At 67.1% G+C, this 21433-nt stretch carries 24 protein-coding genes and 1 tRNA gene; 16 read left to right on the top strand and 9 right to left on the bottom strand.

Annotated elements, in window-relative coordinates; all coding sequences use genetic code 11:
• The first annotated feature begins 88 nt into the window (after positions 1-88).
• The 5 genes from AC2EAL_RS13260 (at position 89) to AC2EAL_RS13280 (ending at position 5890) form a co-directional block, all read left to right on the top strand.
• Positions 89-1396 carry a helix-turn-helix domain-containing protein gene (locus tag AC2EAL_RS13260; protein WP_484724696.1) on the top strand — a complete coding sequence of 436 codons (1308 nt, stop codon included), beginning with the start codon at positions 89-91 and terminating at the stop codon, positions 1394-1396.
• A gap of 92 nt (positions 1397-1488) precedes the next feature.
• Entirely contained in the window at positions 1489-1866 is a 378-nt protein-coding gene (locus tag AC2EAL_RS13265; protein WP_484724697.1) for a response regulator transcription factor, read from the top strand.
• Positions 1866-2126 carry a hypothetical protein gene (locus AC2EAL_RS13270; protein ID WP_484724698.1) on the top strand — a complete coding sequence of 87 codons (261 nt, stop codon included), beginning with the start codon at positions 1866-1868 and terminating at the stop codon, positions 2124-2126. Before AC2EAL_RS13265 ends, AC2EAL_RS13270 begins: the two co-directional genes overlap by 1 nt.
• A gap of 1 nt (position 2127) precedes the next feature.
• Positions 2128-4812 carry an ATP-binding protein gene (locus AC2EAL_RS13275; RefSeq protein WP_484724699.1) on the top strand — a complete coding sequence of 895 codons (2685 nt, stop codon included), beginning with the start codon at positions 2128-2130 and terminating at the stop codon, positions 4810-4812.
• Positions 4813-4864: 52 nt separating this feature from the next.
• Positions 4865-5890, top strand: a complete 1026-nt coding sequence (locus tag AC2EAL_RS13280) for a FliM/FliN family flagellar motor switch protein (RefSeq protein WP_484724700.1) — start codon at positions 4865-4867, stop codon at positions 5888-5890.
• A 3-nt stretch (positions 5891-5893) separates the two neighbouring features.
• Here AC2EAL_RS13280 and AC2EAL_RS13285 read toward each other — a convergent pair whose 3' ends face one another.
• Positions 5894-6319: a protein tyrosine phosphatase family protein gene (locus tag AC2EAL_RS13285; RefSeq protein ID WP_484724701.1), complete on the bottom strand. Its 426-nt coding sequence runs from the start codon at positions 6317-6319 to the stop codon at positions 5894-5896.
• Between the two features lie 135 nt (positions 6320-6454).
• Here AC2EAL_RS13285 and AC2EAL_RS13290 point away from each other — a divergent pair, with 135 nt between their 5' ends.
• The 3 genes from AC2EAL_RS13290 (at position 6455) to AC2EAL_RS13300 (ending at position 8826) form a co-directional block, all read left to right on the top strand.
• Positions 6455-6787, top strand: coding sequence for a TraR/DksA family transcriptional regulator (locus tag AC2EAL_RS13290; protein ID WP_484724702.1), 333 nt, complete (start codon positions 6455-6457; stop codon positions 6785-6787).
• Positions 6784-6978 (top strand): hypothetical protein, encoded by a 195-nt coding sequence (locus AC2EAL_RS13295; RefSeq protein ID WP_484724703.1) that lies wholly within the window; start codon positions 6784-6786, stop codon positions 6976-6978. The genes AC2EAL_RS13290 and AC2EAL_RS13295 overlap by 4 nt, the downstream gene beginning before the upstream one ends.
• Positions 6979-7056: 78 nt before the next feature.
• The gene (locus AC2EAL_RS13300; RefSeq protein ID WP_484724704.1) at positions 7057-8826 is read left to right on the top strand and encodes an enoyl-CoA hydratase/isomerase family protein; all 1770 of its coding nucleotides are present in this window, start codon (positions 7057-7059) and stop codon (positions 8824-8826) included.
• Between the two features lie 3 nt (positions 8827-8829).
• Here the strand turns inward: AC2EAL_RS13300 and AC2EAL_RS13305 are convergent, their stop codons facing one another.
• A complete protein-coding gene (locus tag AC2EAL_RS13305; protein WP_484724705.1) occupies positions 8830-9045 on the bottom strand; it encodes a hypothetical protein in 216 nt (71 codons plus the stop codon).
• 163 nt (positions 9046-9208) lie between these two features.
• Between AC2EAL_RS13305 and AC2EAL_RS13310 the strand changes: the two genes are divergently transcribed.
• Complete coding sequence (locus AC2EAL_RS13310; RefSeq protein ID WP_484724706.1) at positions 9209-9463, top strand: DUF2312 domain-containing protein; 255 nt, start codon at positions 9209-9211, stop codon at positions 9461-9463.
• Here the strand turns inward: AC2EAL_RS13310 and AC2EAL_RS13315 are convergent, their stop codons facing one another.
• Positions 9464-10336: a hypothetical protein gene (locus tag AC2EAL_RS13315; protein WP_484724707.1), complete on the bottom strand. Its 873-nt coding sequence runs from the start codon at positions 10334-10336 to the stop codon at positions 9464-9466.
• Between the two features lie 98 nt (positions 10337-10434).
• Here AC2EAL_RS13315 and AC2EAL_RS13320 point away from each other — a divergent pair, with 98 nt between their 5' ends.
• From AC2EAL_RS13320 to AC2EAL_RS13330, 3 genes are all read left to right on the top strand, one after another.
• Positions 10435-12093 (top strand): ABC transporter permease, encoded by a 1659-nt coding sequence (locus AC2EAL_RS13320; protein WP_484724708.1) that lies wholly within the window; start codon positions 10435-10437, stop codon positions 12091-12093.
• 42 nt (positions 12094-12135) lie between these two features.
• Positions 12136-12211 (top strand) — tRNA-Thr (locus tag AC2EAL_RS13325).
• Positions 12212-12276: 65 nt separating this feature from the next.
• On the top strand, positions 12277-13686 hold the full coding sequence (locus AC2EAL_RS13330; protein WP_484724709.1) for a tyrosine-type recombinase/integrase: 1410 nt from the start codon (positions 12277-12279) through the stop codon (positions 13684-13686).
• Between the two features lie 46 nt (positions 13687-13732).
• Here AC2EAL_RS13330 and AC2EAL_RS13335 read toward each other — a convergent pair whose 3' ends face one another.
• The 4 genes from AC2EAL_RS13335 to AC2EAL_RS13350 all read right to left on the bottom strand — a co-directional run bounded on the left by AC2EAL_RS13335 (position 13733) and on the right by AC2EAL_RS13350 (position 16374).
• Positions 13733-14284, bottom strand: coding sequence for a ribonuclease H family protein (locus AC2EAL_RS13335; protein WP_484724710.1), 552 nt, complete (start codon positions 14282-14284; stop codon positions 13733-13735).
• Between the two features lie 166 nt (positions 14285-14450).
• The gene (locus AC2EAL_RS13340; RefSeq protein ID WP_484724711.1) at positions 14451-15305 is read right to left on the bottom strand and encodes a ParB/RepB/Spo0J family partition protein; all 855 of its coding nucleotides are present in this window, start codon (positions 15303-15305) and stop codon (positions 14451-14453) included.
• 146 nt (positions 15306-15451) lie between these two features.
• Positions 15452-16117 (bottom strand): recombinase family protein, encoded by a 666-nt coding sequence (locus AC2EAL_RS13345; RefSeq protein ID WP_484724712.1) that lies wholly within the window; start codon positions 16115-16117, stop codon positions 15452-15454.
• An 86-nt stretch (positions 16118-16203) separates the two neighbouring features.
• Positions 16204-16374: a hypothetical protein gene (locus tag AC2EAL_RS13350; protein WP_484724713.1), complete on the bottom strand. Its 171-nt coding sequence runs from the start codon at positions 16372-16374 to the stop codon at positions 16204-16206.
• Between the two features lie 287 nt (positions 16375-16661).
• Between AC2EAL_RS13350 and AC2EAL_RS13355 the strand changes: the two genes are divergently transcribed.
• Positions 16662-17261: a DUF6680 family protein gene (locus AC2EAL_RS13355; RefSeq protein WP_484724714.1), complete on the top strand. Its 600-nt coding sequence runs from the start codon at positions 16662-16664 to the stop codon at positions 17259-17261.
• A gap of 108 nt (positions 17262-17369) precedes the next feature.
• On the opposite strand, the gene AC2EAL_RS13360 is transcribed toward AC2EAL_RS13355, so the two are convergent.
• Together AC2EAL_RS13360 and AC2EAL_RS13365 are read right to left on the bottom strand one after the other, a co-directional pair.
• Positions 17370-17708 carry a TfoX/Sxy family protein gene (locus tag AC2EAL_RS13360; RefSeq protein ID WP_484724715.1) on the bottom strand — a complete coding sequence of 113 codons (339 nt, stop codon included), beginning with the start codon at positions 17706-17708 and terminating at the stop codon, positions 17370-17372.
• Positions 17709-17792: 84 nt separating this feature from the next.
• Positions 17793-17924, bottom strand: a complete 132-nt coding sequence (locus AC2EAL_RS13365) for a hypothetical protein (RefSeq protein ID WP_484724716.1) — start codon at positions 17922-17924, stop codon at positions 17793-17795.
• Between the two features lie 232 nt (positions 17925-18156).
• On the opposite strand from AC2EAL_RS13365, the gene AC2EAL_RS13370 reads away from it, so the two are divergent.
• The 3 genes from AC2EAL_RS13370 (at position 18157) to AC2EAL_RS13380 (ending at position 21429) form a co-directional block, all read left to right on the top strand.
• Positions 18157-19323 carry a M20 aminoacylase family protein gene (locus tag AC2EAL_RS13370; RefSeq protein WP_484724717.1) on the top strand — a complete coding sequence of 389 codons (1167 nt, stop codon included), beginning with the start codon at positions 18157-18159 and terminating at the stop codon, positions 19321-19323.
• On the top strand, positions 19320-19679 hold the full coding sequence (locus AC2EAL_RS13375) for a DUF1304 domain-containing protein (protein ID WP_484724718.1): 360 nt from the start codon (positions 19320-19322) through the stop codon (positions 19677-19679). Before AC2EAL_RS13370 ends, AC2EAL_RS13375 begins: the two co-directional genes overlap by 4 nt.
• A gap of 82 nt (positions 19680-19761) precedes the next feature.
• Positions 19762-21429 (top strand): DUF1800 domain-containing protein, encoded by a 1668-nt coding sequence (locus AC2EAL_RS13380; RefSeq protein ID WP_484724719.1) that lies wholly within the window; start codon positions 19762-19764, stop codon positions 21427-21429.
• The last annotated feature ends 4 nt before the right edge of the window (positions 21430-21433 follow it).

The following is a 21433-nucleotide window of genomic DNA, read 5'->3' on the forward strand; positions in this document are numbered from 1 at the left end:
AGTCGTGAACAGTCGGGCCGCGCCAGAGGTGCGGCCCGTCGCTTTTGTAAAGCTTCACAGCCCTTGTAAATCTGTGGCATCAAGGGCCATGCCGCTGTCTGCCCTTACCGGAACCAAACTGCGTGACCTGCGATTGGCCCAGGGCCTCCGGCAGGCCGACGCCGCTGCCCGAGCGGGGATCTCGGCCAGCTACCTGAACCTGATCGAGCACAACCGGCGCAACGTCACGCCTGAGGTGCTGGAACGCCTCGCCGATGCCCTGTCGATCGACCGGGCGGCCCTGGCCGACGGAGGCAATGCCGCGCTGATCGAGGACCTGCGCGCCGTGGCGGCCCGTGGGGCAGCGCAGGCGGAACTGGCCCGCCATGACCCCGCCCGGGTGGAGGTGGAGCGGGTCGAGGATTTCGTCGACCGCTTTCCCGGCTGGGCGGGGCTTCTGGTGGCGATGGAGACACGCACCCAGGCGCTGGAGCGGGCAGTCGAGGCGCTGAACGACCGGATGACGCACGACCCGCACCTGTCGGCCTCGCTGCACGAACTGCTATCCTCCCTTTCGGCGGTCCGCGCCACCGCGGCGATCCTGGCCGAAACCCCGGACCTTGAGCCGGAATGGGCCACGCGCTTCCACCACAACCTGCACCAGGACAGCGAACGGCTTGCCGCCGGGGCCGAGGCGCTGGTCGGCTTCCTTGATGCGGGGCAGGGGATCGAGGAACAGGGCATCGCCGCGCCGCAGGAAGAGGTCGAGGACTGGCTGCGCGCCCGGGGCTGGGCGATCCCGGATGCCGACCTTGCGACCGGCCTCGCGCCCGAAATCGCGCAGCTTGCTTCGGCCGTGGCCCGCAGCCTTGCGGCGGACTACGTCGCCCGGGCGTGGTCGGACGCGCAAGTGATGCCCGAGGCGCGCTTTGCCGAGGCATTGGCCGCGCGGGGGCCGGACCCGATGGCGCTCGCCGAAGACTTCGGCACCTCGCCCTTGGCCGTGATGCGGCGGCTCGCCACCATCCCTGACCTGCAGGCGGGCCTCGTCAGCTGCGACGCCTCGGGCACGCTGACCTTCCGCAAGCCCGCGACCGGCTTTCAGCTGCCGCGCTTTGGGGCCGCCTGTCCGCTCTGGCCGCTCTACACCGCGCTTGGGCGTCCGATGCAGCCGTTCGAGATGCGCGTGCAGGTGGCCGGGCAAAGCGACCGGCGCCACCGGGTGATCGCCTGGGCCGAGACGCGCCACCCCCAGGGCCTGCGCGGACCGGAACTGCGCGAAGCCGCGATGCTGATCCTGCCCGACGAGGGCACGGGTCCGGTCCTGCGCATCGGCTCCAGCTGCCGGGTCTGCGCGCGTGGCGACTGCCCGGCCCGGCGCGAGCCGTCGATCCTGGCGGCCGAAGGGCTGGTCTGACGGCCCGCTTTGGGCCCCGCAACCTTTGACATGCGGCGTGGTTTCTGCCGATAGTAAGGGCAGGGCGGCGCCAGACCGCACGGGGGGAACCATTGGCCGCACATGTCCTTCTGATCGAGGACGAGCCGAACATCGCCGAGGCGATCCGTTTCCTTCTGTCGCGCGACGGGTTGCGTGTCAGCCACGCGGCAGAAGGGGCGGGCGCGCTGGTCATGATGCGGCAGGACCCGCCGGATCTGGTGATCCTTGACCACATGCTGCCGGGCATGTCGGGGCTTGAGGTGCTGACCGCGCTCCGCGCCGATCCCGGCTGCCGCGACCTGCCGGTGATGATGCTGACCGCCCGCGGCCGCGACCGAGAAATGGCGGAACGCGCCGGGGCCGACCGCTTCATGACCAAGCCCTTCTCGAACGCCGACATCCTGGCCGAGGTCCGCGCCATGCTGGCCCAGCACGGACGGGCACGGTGATGCGACGCCCCCGGCGCCCGCTGTTCCTGGCCCGGGCCCCCTACCGCCGCCGCCGCCTGCGCGATGCGGCGCGGTTGCTGCCGATCCTCGGGCTCTTCCTCCTGCTCTTGCCGCTTCTCTGGGCGCCCGAGGCCGGCGTCTCCCTCACGGCCAACGACGTGATCTACTTCTTCCTGATCTGGCTGGGCCTGATCCTGCTGGCCGCAGCCTTTGCCCCGGGCCTCAGCAGGGGCGATAGCGGGACCGAGGACGACGACTGACATGCCGTTCAACCTGCTTGTCCTGGCCTGCCTCCTCTACGTGGTCTTCCTCTTTGCCGTGGCCTTCATCGTCGAACACCCCGCCGCGCGGGGTCGGCTTGGGTTCCTGCGTTCGCCGCTGGTCTACACGCTGTCCTTGTCGATCTACTGCACGGCCTGGACCTTCTACGGAGCCGTGGGTTACGCCGCGCGCTCGGGGCTTGAATTCCTGACGATCTACTTCGGGCCGACGCTGGTGTTCATCGGCTGGTGGTGGCTTCTGCGCAAGCTGGTCAGGATCGGGCGCAAGCACCATGTGACCTCGATCGCCGACCTGATCTCGTCGCGCTACGGCAAGTCGAACTCGCTTGGCGTGATCGTTACGCTCATCATGGTCATCGCAGCCACGCCCTACATCGCGCTGCAGCTCCAATCTGTCGTCCTGGCCTTCGGGGTCTTTGCCTCCGCCGCGCCCGACGGCTCGCGCCCGCTCGACCCCGCGCAGATCGCGGTCTGGGTCGCCGTGGGCCTTGCGGCCTTCACCATCCTCTTCGGCACTCGCAACCTTGACGCCCGCGAACAGCACCACGGCATCGTCACCGCCATCGCGGTCGAGGCGGTGGTCAAGCTGGTGGCGCTCTTGGCCGTGGGCAGCTTCGTCGTCTGGGGCATCGCCGGCGGCGTGGGCGAGGTGATTGCCCGGATCGACGCCGCCGACCTGTCCGCCTGGCAGGTGCAGCCCGGGCGCTGGACCGGCCTCATCTTCCTCTCCGCCGCTGCCGTCATCTGCCTGCCGCGCATGTTCCAGGTCATGGTGGTGGAAAACGAGGACGAGGGCCACCTCTCCCGCGCCAGCTGGGCCTTTCCCCTCTACCTCCTGGCGATGAGCCTCTTCATCGTCCCCATCGCCGTCGTGGGCCTTCAGCATCTGCCCGCAGGCTCGAACCCCGACATGTTCGTGCTGACGCTCCCCCTGGCCGAGGGGCAGGGCGCGCTGGCGATGCTGGTCTTCCTTGGCGGGTTCTCTTCGGCGACCTCGATGGTGATCGTTGAATCGATTGCGCTGGCCACGATGATCTCGAACCACGTGATGATCCCGCTCTGGCTGCGCCTGCGCTCGTCCGCCGCGGCGGATGCCGACCTGCGCCAGGTCGTCCTGATGGCGCGCAGGCTGGCCATCGCCGCCGTCCTGGCGCTGGGATACGGCTACTACCACGTCTCTGGCGGCTCGGCGGCATTGGCGGCGATCGGGCTGATCGCTTTCGTGGGCGTGGCCCAGGTCCTGCCCGCGATGATCGGCGGCATCTTCTGGCGCGGCGCAACCCGGGTGGGCGCCCTGATGGGGCTGCTGACCGGCCTGGTGGTCTGGGCTTACACCTCGTTCCTGCCCTCTTTCGGCCCCGGCGCGGCGCTGTCGGTCGAGGTCTTCAGCCAGGGTGCCTTCGGTCTGTCCTGGCTGCGTCCGCACGCGCTCTTCGGCACCCAGGCGATGGACCCCCTGACCCATGCGCTGTTCTGGTCGCTGGCCTTGAACTGCCTTGCCTTCTGCCTCGGCTCGCTCCTGACCTTCCCCGGGCCGGTCGAACGCCTGCAGGGGGCTGCCTTCGTCAACGTCTTCGAAGGTGCGGTCGGTCCGCAGCGCTGGTCGCGCGGCCAGGCCGACCCGGAAGAGCTGCTGGCCATGGCGCAGCGCATCCTGGGCGAAGAGGCAGCGCAGGCCCTGTTCCAGGCCTCGGCCCGCGCGCAGGGGAAAGAGGGCTTCCTGCCCGACCCGACCCCTGACTTCCTCGACAGTCTCGAGGCCCGGCTGTCCGGAACCGTGGGCGCGGCGACCGCCAACGCGATGATCAGCCAGCTGGTCGGCCGCGCGACCGTGACGGTCGAAGACCTGATGGCCGTCGCTTCGGAATCGGCGCAGCTTCTGGAATATTCCGCCCGGCTTGAAGCGCGCGAGGCCGAGCTGACCCGCACCGCCGGTGCCCTGCGCGAGGCGAACGAAAAGCTGACCCAGCTCTCGCTGCAGAAGGATGCCTTCCTCAGCCAGATCAGCCACGAATTGCGCACGCCGATGACGTCGATCCGCGCGTTCTCGGAAATCCTCACCGAAGGCGGTCTGCCGGAAGAAACCGTGGTGCGCTACGGCAAGATCATCCATGACGAGGCCAAGCGCCTGACACGGCTACTTGACGACCTTCTGGACCTGTCCGTCCTGGAAAACGGTGCGGTGCAGCTGACGGTGGGCCTCGCAAGCCTGCAGGGGATGATCGACACCGCGCTGACGGCAGCGCGCGCCACGCGGCCCGACCGCGAATTCCTGGTGATCCGCGACCTGCCGACCGAGGCGATCTACCTGCGCACCGACGCCGACCGGCTGACCCAGGTCTTCATCAACCTGATCTCGAACGCGCGGAAGTATTGCGATGCGGCCCGGCCGGAACTGCGGATCGCCGTCCGCCAGCGCGCCGGGCGGGTGACCATCGACTTCATCGACAACGGCAAGGGCATCCCCAAGGATGCCCAGACCCTGATCTTCGAGAAATTCGCCCGCCTCAGCGATGCCAACCGGGCCGGGGGCGCGGGGCTGGGCCTCGCGATCTGCCGCGAGATCATGGCCAACCTCGGCGGCTCGGTCGCCTATCTGCCGGGGCAGGGCGGGGCGGCCTTCCGCGTGACGGTGCCCTTACGGCTGGAAACGCTCGCCGCTTAACCATTTCTCAAGGTTAAGCAGTCTAGTTTTCCCAGACGAGGGACCGGCCACCATGACCGACGTGATCCGCCGCAAGATCGACCGTGCCCGCCCAGCCCAGGCGGAAGGTGCCCCCGGTGCCGACCGGGGCTGGCGGCTGGCGCTTGCCCGCGCGACACGCGATGCCATGGGGCTGGACCTCGACTTCCGCCGATTGTCGATTTCGCGGCTCAGCCTGGCCGAAATCCTGGAAATCGCCCCCGAACGCGCGCTGATCGGTCTCCTCGACGGCCCGGCTGAAGGGCTGGGCGTCATCATGCTGGCACCCCAGGTCACCTCGGCCTTGATCGAGATGCAGACGGTCGGCCGCCTGTCGGCCCAGCCCCCCGCCCCCCGCCGCCCCAGCCGGATCGACGCCGCCATGGTGGCCGGCGTGATCGACCGCGCGCTGATGGGCCTGGATGAAGCGCTGGCGGAAGAGGCCGACTTCGCCTGGGCCGGCGGCTTCCGCTATGCCTCCTACCTGGAAGAGGTGCGGCCCCTTGCCCTGCTGCTTGAGGAAGAGGTGTATCGCGTCTTGACCGCCGAAGTCGCGCTTGGCGGCGGCGGGGAAGGCACCCCCGACGGGCGTGAGGGCACGGTGATCCTGATCCTGCCCGCCGAAGGCCGTGGCGTCTGTCCCGTCCCGACTGCGAAGACCGAAGATACCGTCGCCCCGCATTTCACTTCGGCCCTGCAAGCGCAGGTGATGCAGGCCGACTGCAAGCTCGACGCCGTTGTCGGGCGGCTAAGGCTGCCTCTCCGGCAGATCATGGCGCTCGAGGTGGGGCAGAGCCTGACCCTGCCCACCGCCGCTCTGGATGCAATCTCGCTGGAAACGCTGGACGGTCGGCAGGTCGCCCAGGCCCGGCTTGGCCAGCATCGCGGCATGCGCGCGCTGAAGCTGTCCGCCGCACAGGCCGAAGCGCGGCCGCCAATGGACATGTCGCCACCGATGGGGCTGGTGCAGCCGATGGCGATGTCAATTCCGATGTCTGACGACCCGCTGCCGATGGACCTGTCCGAAGACCCGCCCCCCGAACTGCGTGAGGCGGGCTAGGCCTCAGCGCCCGGCCAGCGCCTCGATCTGCGGGCGCAGATGGTCCAGCTGGTAGCCGAACCGCGCGGGCAGGCCCACCAGCTCGTCCACCGGGCGCTTCCCGGCATTGGCCAGCGCCCAGACGATCGACGACCGGTTGCCGCTGGCGCAATAGGCGAAGACCGGCCCGGATGAGGCCGCAATCGCCGCCCCCTGCGCCGTCACGTTGTCCATCGTCAGCGCCCCGCCGATCACCGGGTTCGCCACGAAAACAAGTCCCAAAGCCTCGGCCGCCCGCCGCATCTCGGCGGTGTGCAGGTGCGGCGGAATCTCTCCGTCCGGCCGGTTGTCGATGACCGTGACATAGCCTGCAGCCTTGATCGCGGGCAGATCGCCCGGTTCGATCTGGGGCGAAACCGCATAGTCGGGGGTGATCGCGCGGATATCCATCTTGGGCTTCCTTCAGCTGGCGGACTGCCGGGTGACCATAGCTAGCCCCGCCGAAAAGGAAAAGCGCCGTTGACCTGCGTCAAGGCAGGTCCCGCCCATCCCGTCTAGACTTTGCCCATCAGCACGGAGGATGCGATGCAAGCCCAAGCCAAGACACCGATTCCGGTCCGGAAGGCCGCCCTTGAACGTCGGTTGACCGAACTCGGCGCGCGGCTGGACGCGATCGAGGAAGAACTCGACTCGCACCAGAACCCGGATTGGGAGGAACTGGCGACCGAACGCGAAGGCGACGAAGTGTTGGAAGCCACTGGCCAGGCCGGTCTGGCCGAGATCCGCAGCATCCGTGCCGCGCTCCGCCGCATCGCCGAAGGCACCTACGGCGACTGCGCCCGCTGCGGCGAGCCCATCGGCGAGGCCCGCCTCGACGTGCTGCCCGCAACCCCCCTGTGCAGGAGATGCGCCCAATGACCGCCCGCAAACCCGCCGATCTGATCCGCGACGAGGCCGACCTTCTGGTCGCCGGGATCGAGTTGCAGCACCAGGGCCTTGACCTCCTCCTCGCGGAAATGCGCGCCCTTGCCGCCCTGATGCCGGGCGAGGATTCGGGCCTGCCGACCGATGCCGAGGTCGAGGCGGGCTTCGACAACATGCCGGTCTAGGGCGCAGTCGCGTCCATGGTCTTGTGTTTTCGCGCCCTTTGTTTCTAACCTTGCGGTTGTATGGCGCGGGGAAGCGGAATGTCGGCGCATGGGCTGAAGACAGAGCTGCATGACGGCATCCGGGTGCTGACCCTGGCCAATCCGCCTGCCAATGCGCTGACCCCTGCGGTGCGCCGGGCGCTCATGTCTGAAATCTCCGCTGCCCCCGGCACCTGCCAGGCCATCGTTCTGCAGGCCGAGGGCCCGGCCTTTTCCAGCGACCTGCCGCTTGACCCCGACCCGGCGCCGCCGACCTTGGCCGCCCTTTGCCAGGCCGTTGCCGATTGCCCGGTCCCGATGGTGGCGGTCCTGCAGGGCCTGGTCACCGGGCCGGGGGCCGAACTTGCCCTGGCCGCCCGGGCGCGGCTCGCCGATCCCTCCTGCCGTATCGCCTTTGCTGGCATCTCACTTGGCCTCTGCCCCGCGGGCGGTGCCAGCTTTCGCCTTCCCTGGCTCGTCGGCGCCAAGCAGGCGCTGCGCCTGTTCCTGACCGGACAACCGGTCCCGGCGACCGAGGCGCTCTCCCTTGGGTTGATCGACGGGATTGCCGAAACCGGCCCATTTGCCTCGGCCTTGCGCCTCGCGGCCGCGCTGGCGGTGGGGGACATCGTCCAGCGGACGCCCCCGGATGCCGCCGCCTGGACCGCAGCTGTCGCCGCCGCTCGCCGCGACCAGGGCAAGCGCCTGCCCGCCGCCCAGCGGATCATCGACTGCGTCGAGGCGGCCCTGCTTCTGCCCACCGAAAACGCCCAGGGCTACGAATCCACCGCGCTGGCCGACCTGGAGGCCACGCCGGAAGCCGCAGGCCTGCGCGCCGCCGCCCGGGCCGAGCGCAAGGCGCTCTCCGCGCCTCCGGTCCTTTCCAAGCTGCAGCCCCTGTCGGTCGATCGGATCGGCCTGTCCGGTTCGGCACCCGACCTTGCGCGGTTGGCCGTGACTGCGCTGTCGCGCGACCTGCCGGTGACCTGGGTCTTCGGCAGCGAGGCCGAAAGGCGGGTCGGACTTGCCGCGCTCGATGCCGGGATCGATGAGGGTCAGCGCGCAGGCAGGCTCTCTGCCGCCCGGGCGCGCGACATGACGGCCCGCCTGTTGGCCACCGGTGGGCCGGGCGACCTGGCCAGCCTGCCCATGGTGGTGCGGGACCAGATGCACAAGGCTGCTGCACCGCCCGACACCAGCCCCGGTGCCGCCCGCCTGGTCCTGGGCGGGGCCGTGGGCGAGATCGGGCTGTCGCTCGCCCCCGCGGGCCGGGCCTGCGAACTGACGCTGCCCGGCGATGCCCATCCGCTCGCACGCGCCACCGCCCTGTCCGGCCTGCGCCGGATCGGTCTTGCGCCGGTGATCGTCGGTGCGCGGCCTGTGGTCGGCGCCCGCATGGCCGATGCCGGGCGCACGGCGCTGGCCTGGATGATCTCGCGCGGGGTGCCCCGGCGGTTGATCACCACCGCGCTGGACGGCTTCGGCGTGCAGTTCACCGACACGATATCCGCCGAATCCCCGGCCATCCTGCGCGCGATGCCGGTGGCCGAGGTGCTGAACCGCTGGCTCGCTGCGCTTGCCAACGAAGGCGCGCGGCTGCTGGGCGAAGGTCTGGTCCGGCGCCCGTCAGACATCGATTACCTGATGGTGGCCGCCCAGGCCTTTCCCCGCTGGCGCGGCGGGCCGATGCACCAGGCCGACCTGCGCGGGCTGATGGCACTGCGCGCCGACCTGCGTGTCTGGGGTGCCGAGGCCGCGTTGTGGAGCCCGGCTCCCCTGATCGACCGGCTGATCCGCGACGGGCAGGGGTTCGCGGCGCTCGACCGTTAGGGCTCAGCCCAGGATGACGCCCGCGACGACGGCCGCAAGCCCGATCGCCGACAGGCCCACGGCGCCCAGGTTGATCGCCACGACCTTCTGCAGCTCGGCACGCATCGCCGTATCGTCCAGCCCCTGCCGCTTGGCCCGGTTGGCGCGCAGGATGCAGTAGCCAAGGCCCACAAGCCCCGCCACCGTCAGCGCCGCCCCCGCCCAGATCAGTCCCTGCATGTCCCACCTCATCGCCGTGCGGCCCGCTGCTAGACGGTTCCGCCCGGTCGCGCAAGCAAAGCTTGGCCCGCCCGAACACCCGCCATTCCGTCGATCCTGCCTTGAACCCCCGGCCCCGGTCAGGCTAGGAACGCCCGATCCATCCCGACCGAAGAGGACTGCCATGGCCGATGCGACCGATCCCTATGCCGTCACCGCCGACGAGCTGCGCCAGTTCATCGAACGCTATGAGCAGCTGGAATCCGAGAAAAAGGATGTCACCGAACAGCAAAAAGAGCTGATGGCCGAAGCCAAGGGTCGCGGATACGACACCAAGGTGATGCGCAAGGTGATCGCGCTGCGCAAGCGCAAGCCCGACGAGATCGCCGAGGAAGAGGCGGTGCTGGAGCTGTACAAGACCGCCCTCGGGATGAGCTGATCAGGGCTCGATCACCCTGACCCCGGGCATGTTGGCGATCCGGTCGATGTCGTCCAGATAGCCCCGGGTCAGCTCGTCGACGACTTCCTCGGTCCAGCCGGGCAGGGCGATCTCTTCGTCCAGCCGCTCGGGACGGCCGAACTTTTCCAGGAACGCCGTCACGATGCGCCGCCGGTGCGCCACCGACTGCGGCGGATGCTCGCGGCAATAGACGTGATAGCGCGCCAACCCTGCCTCGGTCAGCAGCATCCCCAGAAGCTCGTCCGTGTCGGTCAGGACCGTGTCCGAGGCGTGGCCTGAGACGACAGCCAGCACTTCCGGCAAGATCAAGGGCGTATCCTCGTCACACCAGACCGTCAGCGGCACGCCGGGGTTGATCTCCAGGATATGCTCCACTGCATCGGACCAGTGCAGGCCAAAGGGATCGATCCCCTCAAGCGGGTCCTCAAGGCCCTTCTGCAGCGTGCGTTTGCGCAGGTCCGGCAGAAAGGTCGCGGGGTTGCGGATGGCCAGGCAGAACTCGGCCTCGATGTCGGGGAAGATCTGGGTATAGGCCCGCAGCCGTTCGCCGGCCTTGGCGTACAGCCCGTTGCGGACGGCATAGGCCGGATAGCCCAGGAAACCGGTCCAGGACAGGATCAGCCGGTCGGCCGAGGCCTCGTCCATGATTTGGTCCAGGATCAGTGCCTCGGTCTCTTCCGACGCCGCCGCCCCGCGCAGCTGGCTGACGGTGTCCTTCAGAAGGTTGCGATAGCGGGTGGGTGCGGGCACCACGATGCCCTGTTCGGCCAGGACGGACCGGTTCTTGAGTAGGCAGCGGACCAGCCGGTCGTCGTCGGTGCAATGGGCACCCAGGTGATAGACAATGCGCATCGGGCCTGACTTTGCGGCGCGGGCACCCCTCGCCCGACGGCGCGACTATACGGGCTTTTCTGGACAGTTAAACCGCTTTCCTGTAACCGCATCACAGGATGTCCGACCGTTTCTCTCGACTAGGCTACCGCCGGGTCCGGCTGGTGCCCGATCTCTGGACCATCGGCGCGGCGGTGATCGCTGCCGTGGTCCTGGCGCCGATCCTGTCGATCGCCTGGCTGGCCCTGACGCCGACCGAAAACATCTGGCCGCACCTCATGTCGACGGTTCTGCCGCGCTATCTGGGAACGACGCTGGCGCTGATGGCCGGGGTTGCGATCCTTACCGCAGCGATGGGCACCGGCTCGGCCTGGCTGATCAGCCAGTACCGCTTTCCCGGCCGCGACTGGCTCGCGCATGCCCTGCTGTTTCCCCTGGCGATCCCGGCGTTCGTCGGGGCCTATGCTCTGGTCGACGTGCTGGACTACGCGGGTCCCGTGCAGTCCGGCCTTCGCGCCACCTTCGGCTGGACCTCGGCCCGCGACTACTGGTTCCCGGAAATCCGCTCCTTGCCGGCCGCGATCCTGGTCCTGTCCTTCGCGCTGTATCCTTACGTCTACCTCCTCGCCCGCGCCGCCTACCGCGAACAGTCCGGTCGCGCCTACGAGGTCGCCCGCGCGCTTGGCTGCGGCCCCTGGGGCCTCTTCCTGCGCATCGGTTGGCCCTTGGCCCGTCCCGCCATTGCCGCCGGGGTCGCGCTCGCACTGATGGAAACCGTCGCCGATTACGGCACCGTCCTGCATTTCGGCGTGCAGACGCTGACGACGGGCGTTTTCTCCACCTGGCTCAACGGCGGCAATGCCGGGGGGGCCGCGCAGATCGCCGGGGTGATCCTGGTCCTGATCCTCATGCTCGTCGGGCTGGAACGTGCCGGGAGGGGAGGGGCCCGCTTCCACCGCCTGGGCCGCGCCGCGCAGCCGGTCGAGCCGCAGCACATCGCGGGCCGCAAGCGCTGGTACGCCACGCTTCTGTGCCTCGTGCCGGTGACCGGCGGCTTCATCCTGCCCCTGACAGTGATGCTGGTCCACGCCGCTGCCGCACCCCAGGGCTGGCTCGCCCCGGGTCTTCTGGAGGCCTTCACAAACACCCTGGTCGTCGGCGGCCTTGCGGCCCTGGTGACCGTCGCCGCTGCGATCTTCCTGGTCTATGCGCTGCGCATGAAGGGCTCGAAAGCCGCGCGGACCCTGCTGCCGCTGACCCTGATCGGCTATGCCGCACCGGGGGCCGTCCTGGCCCTCGGCCTTCTCCTGCCCCTTGCCGCGCTTGACCATTACCTCGCTGACGGGGTCCTGGCGCTGACCGGTTGGGACCCCGGGCTGATGATCACCGGCACTGCGGTTGCCCTGGGCCTCGCCTACATGGTCCGCTTCTTCGGCATCGCGCAAGGCGCCGTCGATGCCGCCTTCGGCCGCGTCTCGCCGAACCTGCCGATGGCCGCCCGCTCGCTTGGCCGCTCTGCCTCGGGGACGCTCACCTCGGTCTACCTGCCCCTGATCCGCGGCTCGGTCCTGACCGCGCTGATCGTCGTCTTCGTCGATTGCGTCAAGGAACTGCCCGCAACGCTCCTCCTCAGGCCCTTCGACTACAACACACTCTCGACCCGCGTCTTCGAGCTTGCCAGCCTGGAACGTCTGTCCGAAGCCGCCCCCGCCGCGCTTCTGGTCATGGCCGTGGGCCTTGTCGCCGTCGCGATCCTGGCGCGCGACCAACAGGACTGAACCCTTGCAAGGCGGGGTCCGCGCCTGTATCTGATGCCCGTGGCCTCTATAGCTCAGCTGGTAGAGCACCTGATTTGTAATCAGGGGGTCGGGGGTTCGAGCCCCTCTGGGGGCACCACAGCAACTTGCGAAACGCCAGGAAATCAAGGAAAACAGGACGTTATCCGCCTTCGGGGTCCACAAATGGGTCCACAGAAGGTACACAATATGGGCGTGTCGTTGACGTTGAAGCACATCAAGGAACTGGGTCCGGGGCGGTTCGAGTATCGGCGGCGTGTACCTGAGGCTGCCAAGGGCACCATGGGTAAGGGCGAGTTTAAGCGCGTCTTCTCCGCCACAGCTCCCGCAGCCTTGGCCCGTGAACATGCCCGTATCGAGGCGGAGTTTGACAGGGCCTTGGCGCTGGCAAAGAGGGGCCGGGATGCCACCTCCACGGCCACCCCCCGGGAGATCTGGGAGGCAGCCCTCAGGGAAGCCCAGAGGCTCACTGCGGGGGTCATCGGGCTGGATGAGGATGAGGCAAGGGAGGTCATCGCAGAGACCCTTGAGGCCAGCGGGAAGGCCCCTCCGAAGGTCATCGCGGCTCTGACTGACCCGGACAACCTTCACCCCGACAATCCCCTTCCCGGTCACACCCTCGAGGATGCCCGGAAGCTGTACATCAAGGAGAAGCTTGGAGGGGGCCAGGGCGATGAACACCGGGAGGCCTTGGCGCGTGTCGAGAGGGTCATGCAAAGGGTGACCGAGGCGCTTGGGGATGATGCCCGGACACGGCCCTTGGACAAGCTGAAACGAGAGGACGCCCGGAAGGTTCGGGACCACATGCTGCGGTCGCCGAGGAAGGGTGGCGGGGTCTTGTCCCCGGCCTCGGTCAAGCGGGAACTCAAGACCCTCTCCGCCGTGATCAACTTCGGCCTGAAAGAGTTTGACCTCGGTGGTGTGGTGAACCCTTTCGACAACCTCCCGGTGCAGGGTTCCGGTGGGTCGGCTTCCATGCCTGATGCTGACAAGCGGGACCCCCTCCCGGCCCCAGTGGTCGCAGGGGTAACGTCACGACTGACAGGCGACCTAGGTCTGATTTGGCGCATTCTGGCCGGGACCGGATGTCGGGTTGGTGAAGTGACGGGACTTCGGCGGGAGGATGTCTTTCTGTCCGGCCCCATCCCCTACATTAGGGTCACTTGGCATGAGGGTCGTCGCCTCAAGACGAAGGCATCGATCCGTTCCGTCCCCTTGATTGGAGACGCGCTGACAGCGGCCACAGAGGCCCTTTCAGTTACCCCTGAAGCCTCCGCCCTGTTTCCCCGGTATCTTCGCCCAAGGGGCCCTGACGCGGCCTCTGCGGCTCTCATGAAGCATGTCCGCAAGGTCACCTCCAATCCCAAGCATGTTGTCCACTCCCTTCGTCACGGCATAAAGGATGCTCTCCGATTGGCCGGGGTGGGGAAGACAGTCGAAGACCTCGTCCTCGGCCACGCCTCGCCCTCCATAGGGGAAACCTACGGGGGCGAGGGGGTGCGCCTTCAGGTGGCTCATAGGGCCTTGGTCAAGGCTCTGGGCGGCGGGGCGGTGGAAGTCGGGTCTTCCGTCTGACAGGTGCCCGGGCAGGTCTCCCCACCGGGTGCCCTTGGCGATAGGCTTAGCGGCCCATGACGATCTTCTCCGCCTTGCGCGAGGCAGCATAGGCCAGCCGGTCGGCCCGCTCGTTGTGTTCGGCCCCGTTGTGGCCTCTGACCCAAGCCCACGTCACGGTGCGCCCTTCGGCTGCCCGTTCAAGGCGTTCCCAGAGGTCGCGGTTCAGCACCGGCTTGCCGTCGCCCTTCTTCCAGTCCTTTGCCTTCCATCCCGCAAGCCAGGTATTCATGGCGTTCGGGATGAGGTTGGCATCGCAGCGCAAGGTGATCGGTTCGGTAGTAGCACGGCCAAGGCTTTCGAGGGCCACACAAACGCCGGTCATCTCCATGCGGATGTTGGTCGTGTCCGATGCATGGCCGGACTTCTCCAAGCGCTTGATGATGTTGCCGCTGGCGTCATTGCGAAGGATGACAGCGCCCCAGCCGCCGGGGCCGGGGTTCCCGATGCAAGAGCCATCGGTGTAAATCTCGATGCGGGTCTGGCCCTCGAAGGGCTGGGCACTGCAGGCGGTCGGGGTGGTCGGTTCGGCAATCGCCGAGGTCGTCGGATTTGTCATGATGGTTCTTTCTGGTGAGGATGGACGATGCCCTTCAGGCCCCGTCAGCGGGCGCTGGAGGTGGTGCATCGGTTGGGTGGGGATGAGGAGGTGCGCCTCCGGTCACGGCCACCGGAAGCGCGTAGGGTGTCCAAAATGGACATGTCAGGGTGAACAGGTGAGGGCGTCAGAAGTCCTCGCCGGGGTTGCCAGGATGCGGTGCTAGGGGCCTAGCCTCGGCACTGTCGGAGAACTCGTCCTCGTCAACGAGGTAACCGCCAGACGCCATCGCCTTGAAGCGAGGCTGTCCGAGATGCCAGCGCATGGCGGTCCCGAGTTCCTCCATCGTCGGCCCCCGCCCGAACTCGAGCCTGAACCGGGTTTCGGTGCCGTTCATGCCCTCGCGAAGGCGATCAAGGCGGGCCTTCCGGGCACCGTCGGGGTCATCCTCAGGGGGCCGCTCCGAGGTCTTGCCCGTGCGGTCCGCCCACCAATTTCCCGTAGGCACCTTCCCGGCTGCGGTCATCTCCGCCAGCCGCTTCCTCATGTTGGCAACGGTGCTGGTGCGGACGTTCGCATAGTCTGCGATTTTGCGCTTGGACCCGGCTGCCTCGATCACAAGCCCCCAGGCATACTGGGTGCACTCCGAGGTCGTCCAAGGAAACCGAGCCTTGGAGTTGTCCCTCGCGGCCTCCAGACGGGCAGCCTTCCGGTCACCCTGAAAGAGCCACACGGGAATGTCCTCGCGGCCTTCGAGGCGATAGGCGGTTGCCCGGTGGCGGCCATCAAGGATGACCCACCGTCCGGTGCTTGTGTCCTGCCATACGCTGATTGGCTCAAGGTCGCCCCCGTTCCGCAGGGAGCGGGCGAGGTCCTGAACGTGGGGTTTGGAGGTCTCCTTGCGGGGCGAGAAGGCTGGGTCGAAAGTTAGGCTGGCGAGAGGAAGTCGGGCGCGGGGTTCGGGCTGAGCGCGGGTCTGGCCCGGATGGGGCTGGGCACCGCTGGTAGTCGAGGTGGTGGTGGTGGTCTTCGGTAGTGGCATCGGGTTCCTTTCGGCTGAAATGAAGAGGCCCCCGCCGGGGCTGGCGAGGGCTGCTTTCTGCTATAGTCGGGGTTAATTGGCCGATGGCCGTGCGGCCAGCCTAAACCGATCACCCCGCTAGCCTCACGCGCCCGAAAGTTCTCGGGTCAGGCGGCGCTGTCGAGCCGGTCAAGTGTCCGCATCACCTGAGCCGCAGACCACTTCCCGCCCCGCGAGGTCTGGACCCCGGAAGCGTTCAGCGTGTCCGCAATCTCCCTCAGGGTCTTCCCGGCTTGCCGCATCGGTTGCACCATCCCGGCCACCTTCTGGGCATACCCTTCGGCCTTCTCCTTCACGGCCTCGTTCCGCGCCTCGGTCTTCGGACGGATGCCCCCCAGCTTCTTCCCCTTGGCCTTCAGCGCAGCGAGTGCCGCCTTGGTCCGTGCAGAGATGAAGTCCCGCTCCTGTTCCGCGAGCATCGCGTAGAGGTGCAGTTCCATCTTCGAGGCGCGGGGGATGGATGCGACCCTGAAGGAAACCTTGGGGTCTTCCATGAGGGTGGCGATGAAGGACAGGCGGCGGGACAGGCGGTCCAGCTTGGAGACCAAGAGGGTTGCCCCGGTCTTCCGGCAGAGGTCGAGGGCCTCCACCAGTTCGGGGCGTTCATTGTCTGCACCAGACTGAATGTCCGTGAAGGTGGCGATGACCTCGAAGGGCGTTTCTGCGAACTGGCTCAAGAAGACCTGCAGGTCCGTCTCCTGTGCCTCCAGCCCAAGGCCAGACTTGCCCTGTTCCTTGGTGCTGACGCGATAGTAGAGGATGAACTTCTGCATGGTGATGCCCCGCCTTCGGTGTTGCGTTTCACCATCTAGGCAGGGCTGTTGCAAATGTCAACGGAAGTTGTGATTGCAACGCGGCATCATGAAGCCCAAGAGACGGACAGGCCGGGAAGGTCCAAGATGCCCCCGCTGATCGGGTCACGGGTGAAGCCGTACCGGGTGGCCGGTGCAGTCTCCCGCTGGGCGAAGACCTCAAACCGACCGAGGCGGATGGACAGGAAAGTACACGAGGCGGCGAAGCTGATGGTCATGGCTGAACTCCAAGAGGTGAACCGGGGGTGCCCCCTCGGCTGGATCTTCATGAGTCCCAGAAGGAAACCTGTCAAGTCATTGAAAAGATGCACAAAAGGGACCTTTCTGCAGGTGGATGGAAATCCCCCACCCCGACGGGGGGAAGCGCGTGAGCCGCTGTATCTATCTCAGGGTTGCAGAAATGTGCGCTGGATGTTCCTGAGGTTGCTACGGCGAGGGGGCCGGGGTTGTCATTTTCAGAAAGCCCCTCACAATCGCGGTGTACTTCCTAACAGGGGAACGGTGAATGGACTTTTCGCAGATTGACTGGGCTGTCGTGGGCGCGACCTTTCTCGGGCCGATATTCGCCGTCCTTCTGACCTTGTGGCTACAGGGCCGCACGTCGGTTCGACAGACCCGGATGGGCGTCTACGAAGTGATGATGCGCCTCCGCCGCTTCCCGACGAACAACGACTTCGTGGGCGCATACAATCTTGTGCCGGTCCACTTTCACGGCATCAACAAGGTTATGACTGCCTACCGGGAAGTGCAGCGGATAGTGAATGACCATGGCTGGAAGATACCGGATGCAGTCCAGCAACTGAACCGGGACCATGAGATTGCGCTGGCCACTCTGCTTGTCGAGATGTCCCGCACACTCGGTATCAAGGTCGAGTCCGCAGACATTCAGAACGGCGGGTATGCACCTGACGGTTGGCGAACTGAACAGGAAACGACGGAGGCAATGCGGCAAGCCCTCTTCGGCATCTTGATCGGAGCCAGGGCGGTGAAGGTTGACATAGGTGGGGCCGGTCCTGAACAGCCACTTGCGCTGATCGAGAAGCAAGAGCAAGGTACACAAATTGGGCCACAGGAGGTCCACACCGCGAAGAAGGGTAAGCCCTAGTCCATTGATTTTGTAGTGTTTCGAGAGGGCTGATTTCCCCTGCCTTCGCTCTCTGGGGGCACCACATCCCGCCAAACCACTGCAAACACTGGCGGAACGATCTGCCTGTTACCCGAGCGCGACCACGCCCAGGAAGCTGAGCGTCTGCTCAAGATCGGCGCGCAACTTGGCGTCCGATGTGTTGAAGCCTGCACACAGCGCGTCGAAGCGCTTGCGGAGCGCCTTCTTCTCCTCGCCCTTGCAGTCGTTCCACGGGCGGCCCTGCAGGCCCATCACCAGCACGTAGTAGCCGATGAAGTGTGGGCGCGAGCCACTGTCCAGAAGCCGCCGATAGGCCTCGTCCGCGCCCATCTCGCGGATTTCTTCGGCGGTGGTGATCCCGGCCCGCGCGAAGGCAATCTCCGACGCGGGGCCAAGGTTCGGGATGGCGGATACGGGTTCAGGCATGGGGCAGGGGGCTGACAAGAACAAAACAGGGCCAGCCTCGCGGCTGACCCCGGTGATGTCAAGTCAAAGGAAGGGCGGATCAGATCAGATCGACGCCCAGTCCCGGAAGATCGGCTGCCCCGCCTGCTGGGTGGATCCGCCCGCCTGCTGGCCCTGCTGCTGCGGGCTTTGCTGCGTGGCGCCGCCTTGCTGCGGCTGACTGGGTTGCGTGGCCATCTGACTGCTCCGTTCGTTGGCTCTTTTTCCCATATTGCGCGCGCCTTTGGCCGCAACAAGCCGGGTTCATGACGATTTTGCGACGATATGGTCAAAACGTGCGACATCGGCAACAGGTCCTTGATCACATTCCGGTTTTCCTGACCCCCGCTTGCCGCTGCGTCACCCGGATCGGGCCGGGGCTTGCCGTTTTGCCCTGACAGGTTCACCCTGTCACGCAAAGGAGACCAAAATGCCGCCCAAGAACCGTTTCGCCGAGCTTCTGCCCGAGATCACCGCCTGGCGTCGCGATTTCCACCAGCACCCCGAGCTTCTGTTCGACGTCCACCGCACCGCCACAAAGGTAGCCGAGCTGTGCCGCTCCTTCGGTTGTGACGAGGTCGTCGAAGGCATCGGCCGCACCGGGGTCGTCGCGGTCATCAAGGGCCGCAGCGACACGAAGGGCCGGGTCATCGGGCTCCGCGCAGACATGGACGCGCTGCCGATCAAGGAACAGACCGGGCTGCCCTATGCCTCGACCGTGCCCGGCAAGATGCACGCCTGCGGCCATGACGGGCATACCGCCATGCTTCTCGGCGCGGCCAAGTACCTGGCCGAGACGCGGAATTTCGACGGCACCGTCGTCTGCATCTTCCAGCCCGCCGAAGAAGGTGGCGGCGGTGGGCGCGAGATGGTGAAGGACGGGATGCTGTCGCGCTGGAACGTGGCTGAGGTCTACGGCATGCACAACATGCCCGGCATCCCCGTCGGCCATTTCGCGATCCGCCCCGGCGCGATGATGGCCGCCGCCGACCAGTTCGAGATCGTGGTGACCGGCAAGGGCGGCCATGCTGCAAAACCGCATGACTGCGTCGATACCACCGTCGTCTCCGCCCATATCATCGTCGCGCTGCAGACCATCGCCAGCCGCAACGTCGACCCGCTGAAGCAGGTGGTCGTCAGTGTCTGCACCGTCGAAACCGACTCCACCGCGCACAACGTGATCCCGCAGGTCGTCAAGATGAAGGGCACCGTGCGCACCATGGACCCCAAGGTGCAGGATTTCGTCGAAACCCGGGTCGGCCAGATCGCCGAAGGCACCGCCCTTGCACTCGGCGCCCGGGCCGAGGTCCACTACCAGCGCGGCTACCCGGTCACCATCAACACGCCCGAAAACACCGATTTCGCTGCCGAGGTCGCCCGAAAGGTCTCGGGCCATGTCGACACCGACACCGCGCCCCTGATGGGGGCCGAGGATTTCAGCTTCATGCTGAACGAACGCCCCGGCGCCTATATCTTCCTGGGGAACGGGGATACCGCAATGGTCCACCATCCCGCCTACAACTTCGATGACAGCGCCATTCCCTTCGGCTCCAGCTGGTATGCCGAAATGGCCGAAACCAGGATGCCCGCAGCATGATCGGCACCGTTCTCATCTCTCTCGTCGCGCTTATTCACCTCTGGATCCTGGTGATGGAGATGTTCCTCTGGGAAACGCCCTATGTCCGGCGCGCCTTCGGCATCTCGGCGGAATTCGCGATGAACACCCGCGTCTTGGCGGCGAACCAAGGGCTCTACAACGGCTTTCTCGCCGCAGGCCTGATCCTGGCGCTGATCCGCGGCGTTCCGGGGCCAGGGACGGAACTCGCCTACTTCATCCTCGCCTGTGTCGTGGTGGCGGGCCTCTACGGCGCGGCGACCTCGTCCAAGCGGATTCTCTATGTCCAGGCGGCTCCGGCCATGCTCGCGCTGATCGCGGTCCTGCTCGGCGTCTGAAGGGCGGGAACTTGCTGGCCCGCGCGGTCCCCGTTGGAGCCGCTCCACACCTGTGGCACCCTTCACGGACGGAGGGCGTTCCATGCTGACGCGGCGCATGTTCCACACCCGGCTGATGGCGGCCCTTGCGGCAACCGCGCTGCCCTTGCCCCGGGTTGCGGCAGCCGCGGCGGGGGCCGGGGATGACCTCTGGCTCAACCGCCTGACCTTCGGCGCGACCGCTGCCTCGCGCGAGGAGATCGCCCGCCTCGGCCGTGAGGCCTGGCTTGACCGCCAGCTGTCCCTGACGCCCGGCGACCCCGCGCTACAGGACCGGCTTGACCGAGCGCGCCTGAAGATCAGCTACCCGGCCGACCAGGACGAACACGGCACCAGCTGGCCCGCCGTCGATGAAGCGCGCCCGCTTGCCGCCCTTCAGGCCGACCCCGCCGATCTGGTCCACCTGGTCGACTGGTCGCCCGGCAACGGCATGGATTTCGGCGAACGCATCCGTCCCGCGACCGAGGTCATCGCCGCCGCACTGATCCGCGCCGTCCATGCCGAGGCGCAGCTCCGCGAAGTGATGACCCAGTTCTGGCACGACCACTTCAACGTCAACGCGCTGAAGGACGAGTATACCGCCGCCTTCTTTCCCAGCCATGACGCCATGTTGCGCGACCACGCGCTTGGCAACTTCCGCACGCTCCTTGGCGCGACAGCCCAGTCGCCCGCCATGCTCTACTACCTCAACAACGCCGACAGCATCGCCTCGCCCGCCAACGAAAACTACGCGCGGGAACTCTTGGAGCTTCACACCCTCGGCGCCGCGAACTACCTGAACGACCGCTACGACGACTGGCAGTCCGTCCCCGGCGCGAACGAAGGACTGGCCTTGGGCTATCTCGACCTCGACGTCTACGAAGTCGCCCGCGCTTTCACCGGCTGGTCCGTAGGCGATGGCCGCTGGTTGGCCGACGGCGAAAACGCCCCCCGCACGGGCCGGATGCATTACGTTGCCCGCTGGCACGACCCCTACCAGAAACGCATCCTTGGCCGCGAGTTCCCGCCCCATCGCGGCCCGATGGAGGATGGGAACGAGGTCCTCGACATCCTCGCCCGCCACCCCGGCACCGCCGCCTTCGTCTGCGAGAAACTCGCCCGGCGCTTCCTGTCCGATGACCCGCCGCCAGATCTGGTCGCCCGCATGGCGGCTGAGTTCCTCGTCCAGGCCGAGGCCCCCGACCAGATCGCCCGTGTCCTACGCCTTCTGGTCTTGTCGCCGGAATTCGCCGCCCCGCCCGCGAAGCTGCGCCGCCCGTTCGAATTCCTCGCCGCCCTCTACCGCGCGACGGGGGCCGAGGTCACATCCGTTGAAAACGGTTTTCACTGGCACCTTGGACGCGCCGGCTGGCGGCAGCACGAATACGGGCCTCCGACCGGGCACCCTGACCGGATCGCTGCCTGGACTGGGGCCAGCACGCTCAACCGCTATGTCGATCTGGCCCTTTCCGGCCTGGAAGACTGGTTCGACGGGGCCAAGGCTGACATGTCCACTCCCGCCGACCCTGCCGCCACCGCCATCGCTTTCGCTGCGCAGCATGCCGAGGCGCTGGCACCGGGGCAGGGGGCCGGGATCGCATTGGCGCTGGCCGAACCCTTCGGGATCGACGCCACCAGCATGGCCGCCGAGTTCTCGGTCGAGGACCGGCAGGCGCTCGCGCGCGCGGCGGTGGCCTTTGCCGCCCTCACCCCCGAATTCCTGATGCGATAGGGCA

The organism is Tabrizicola sp. T74 (assembly GCF_057219935.1).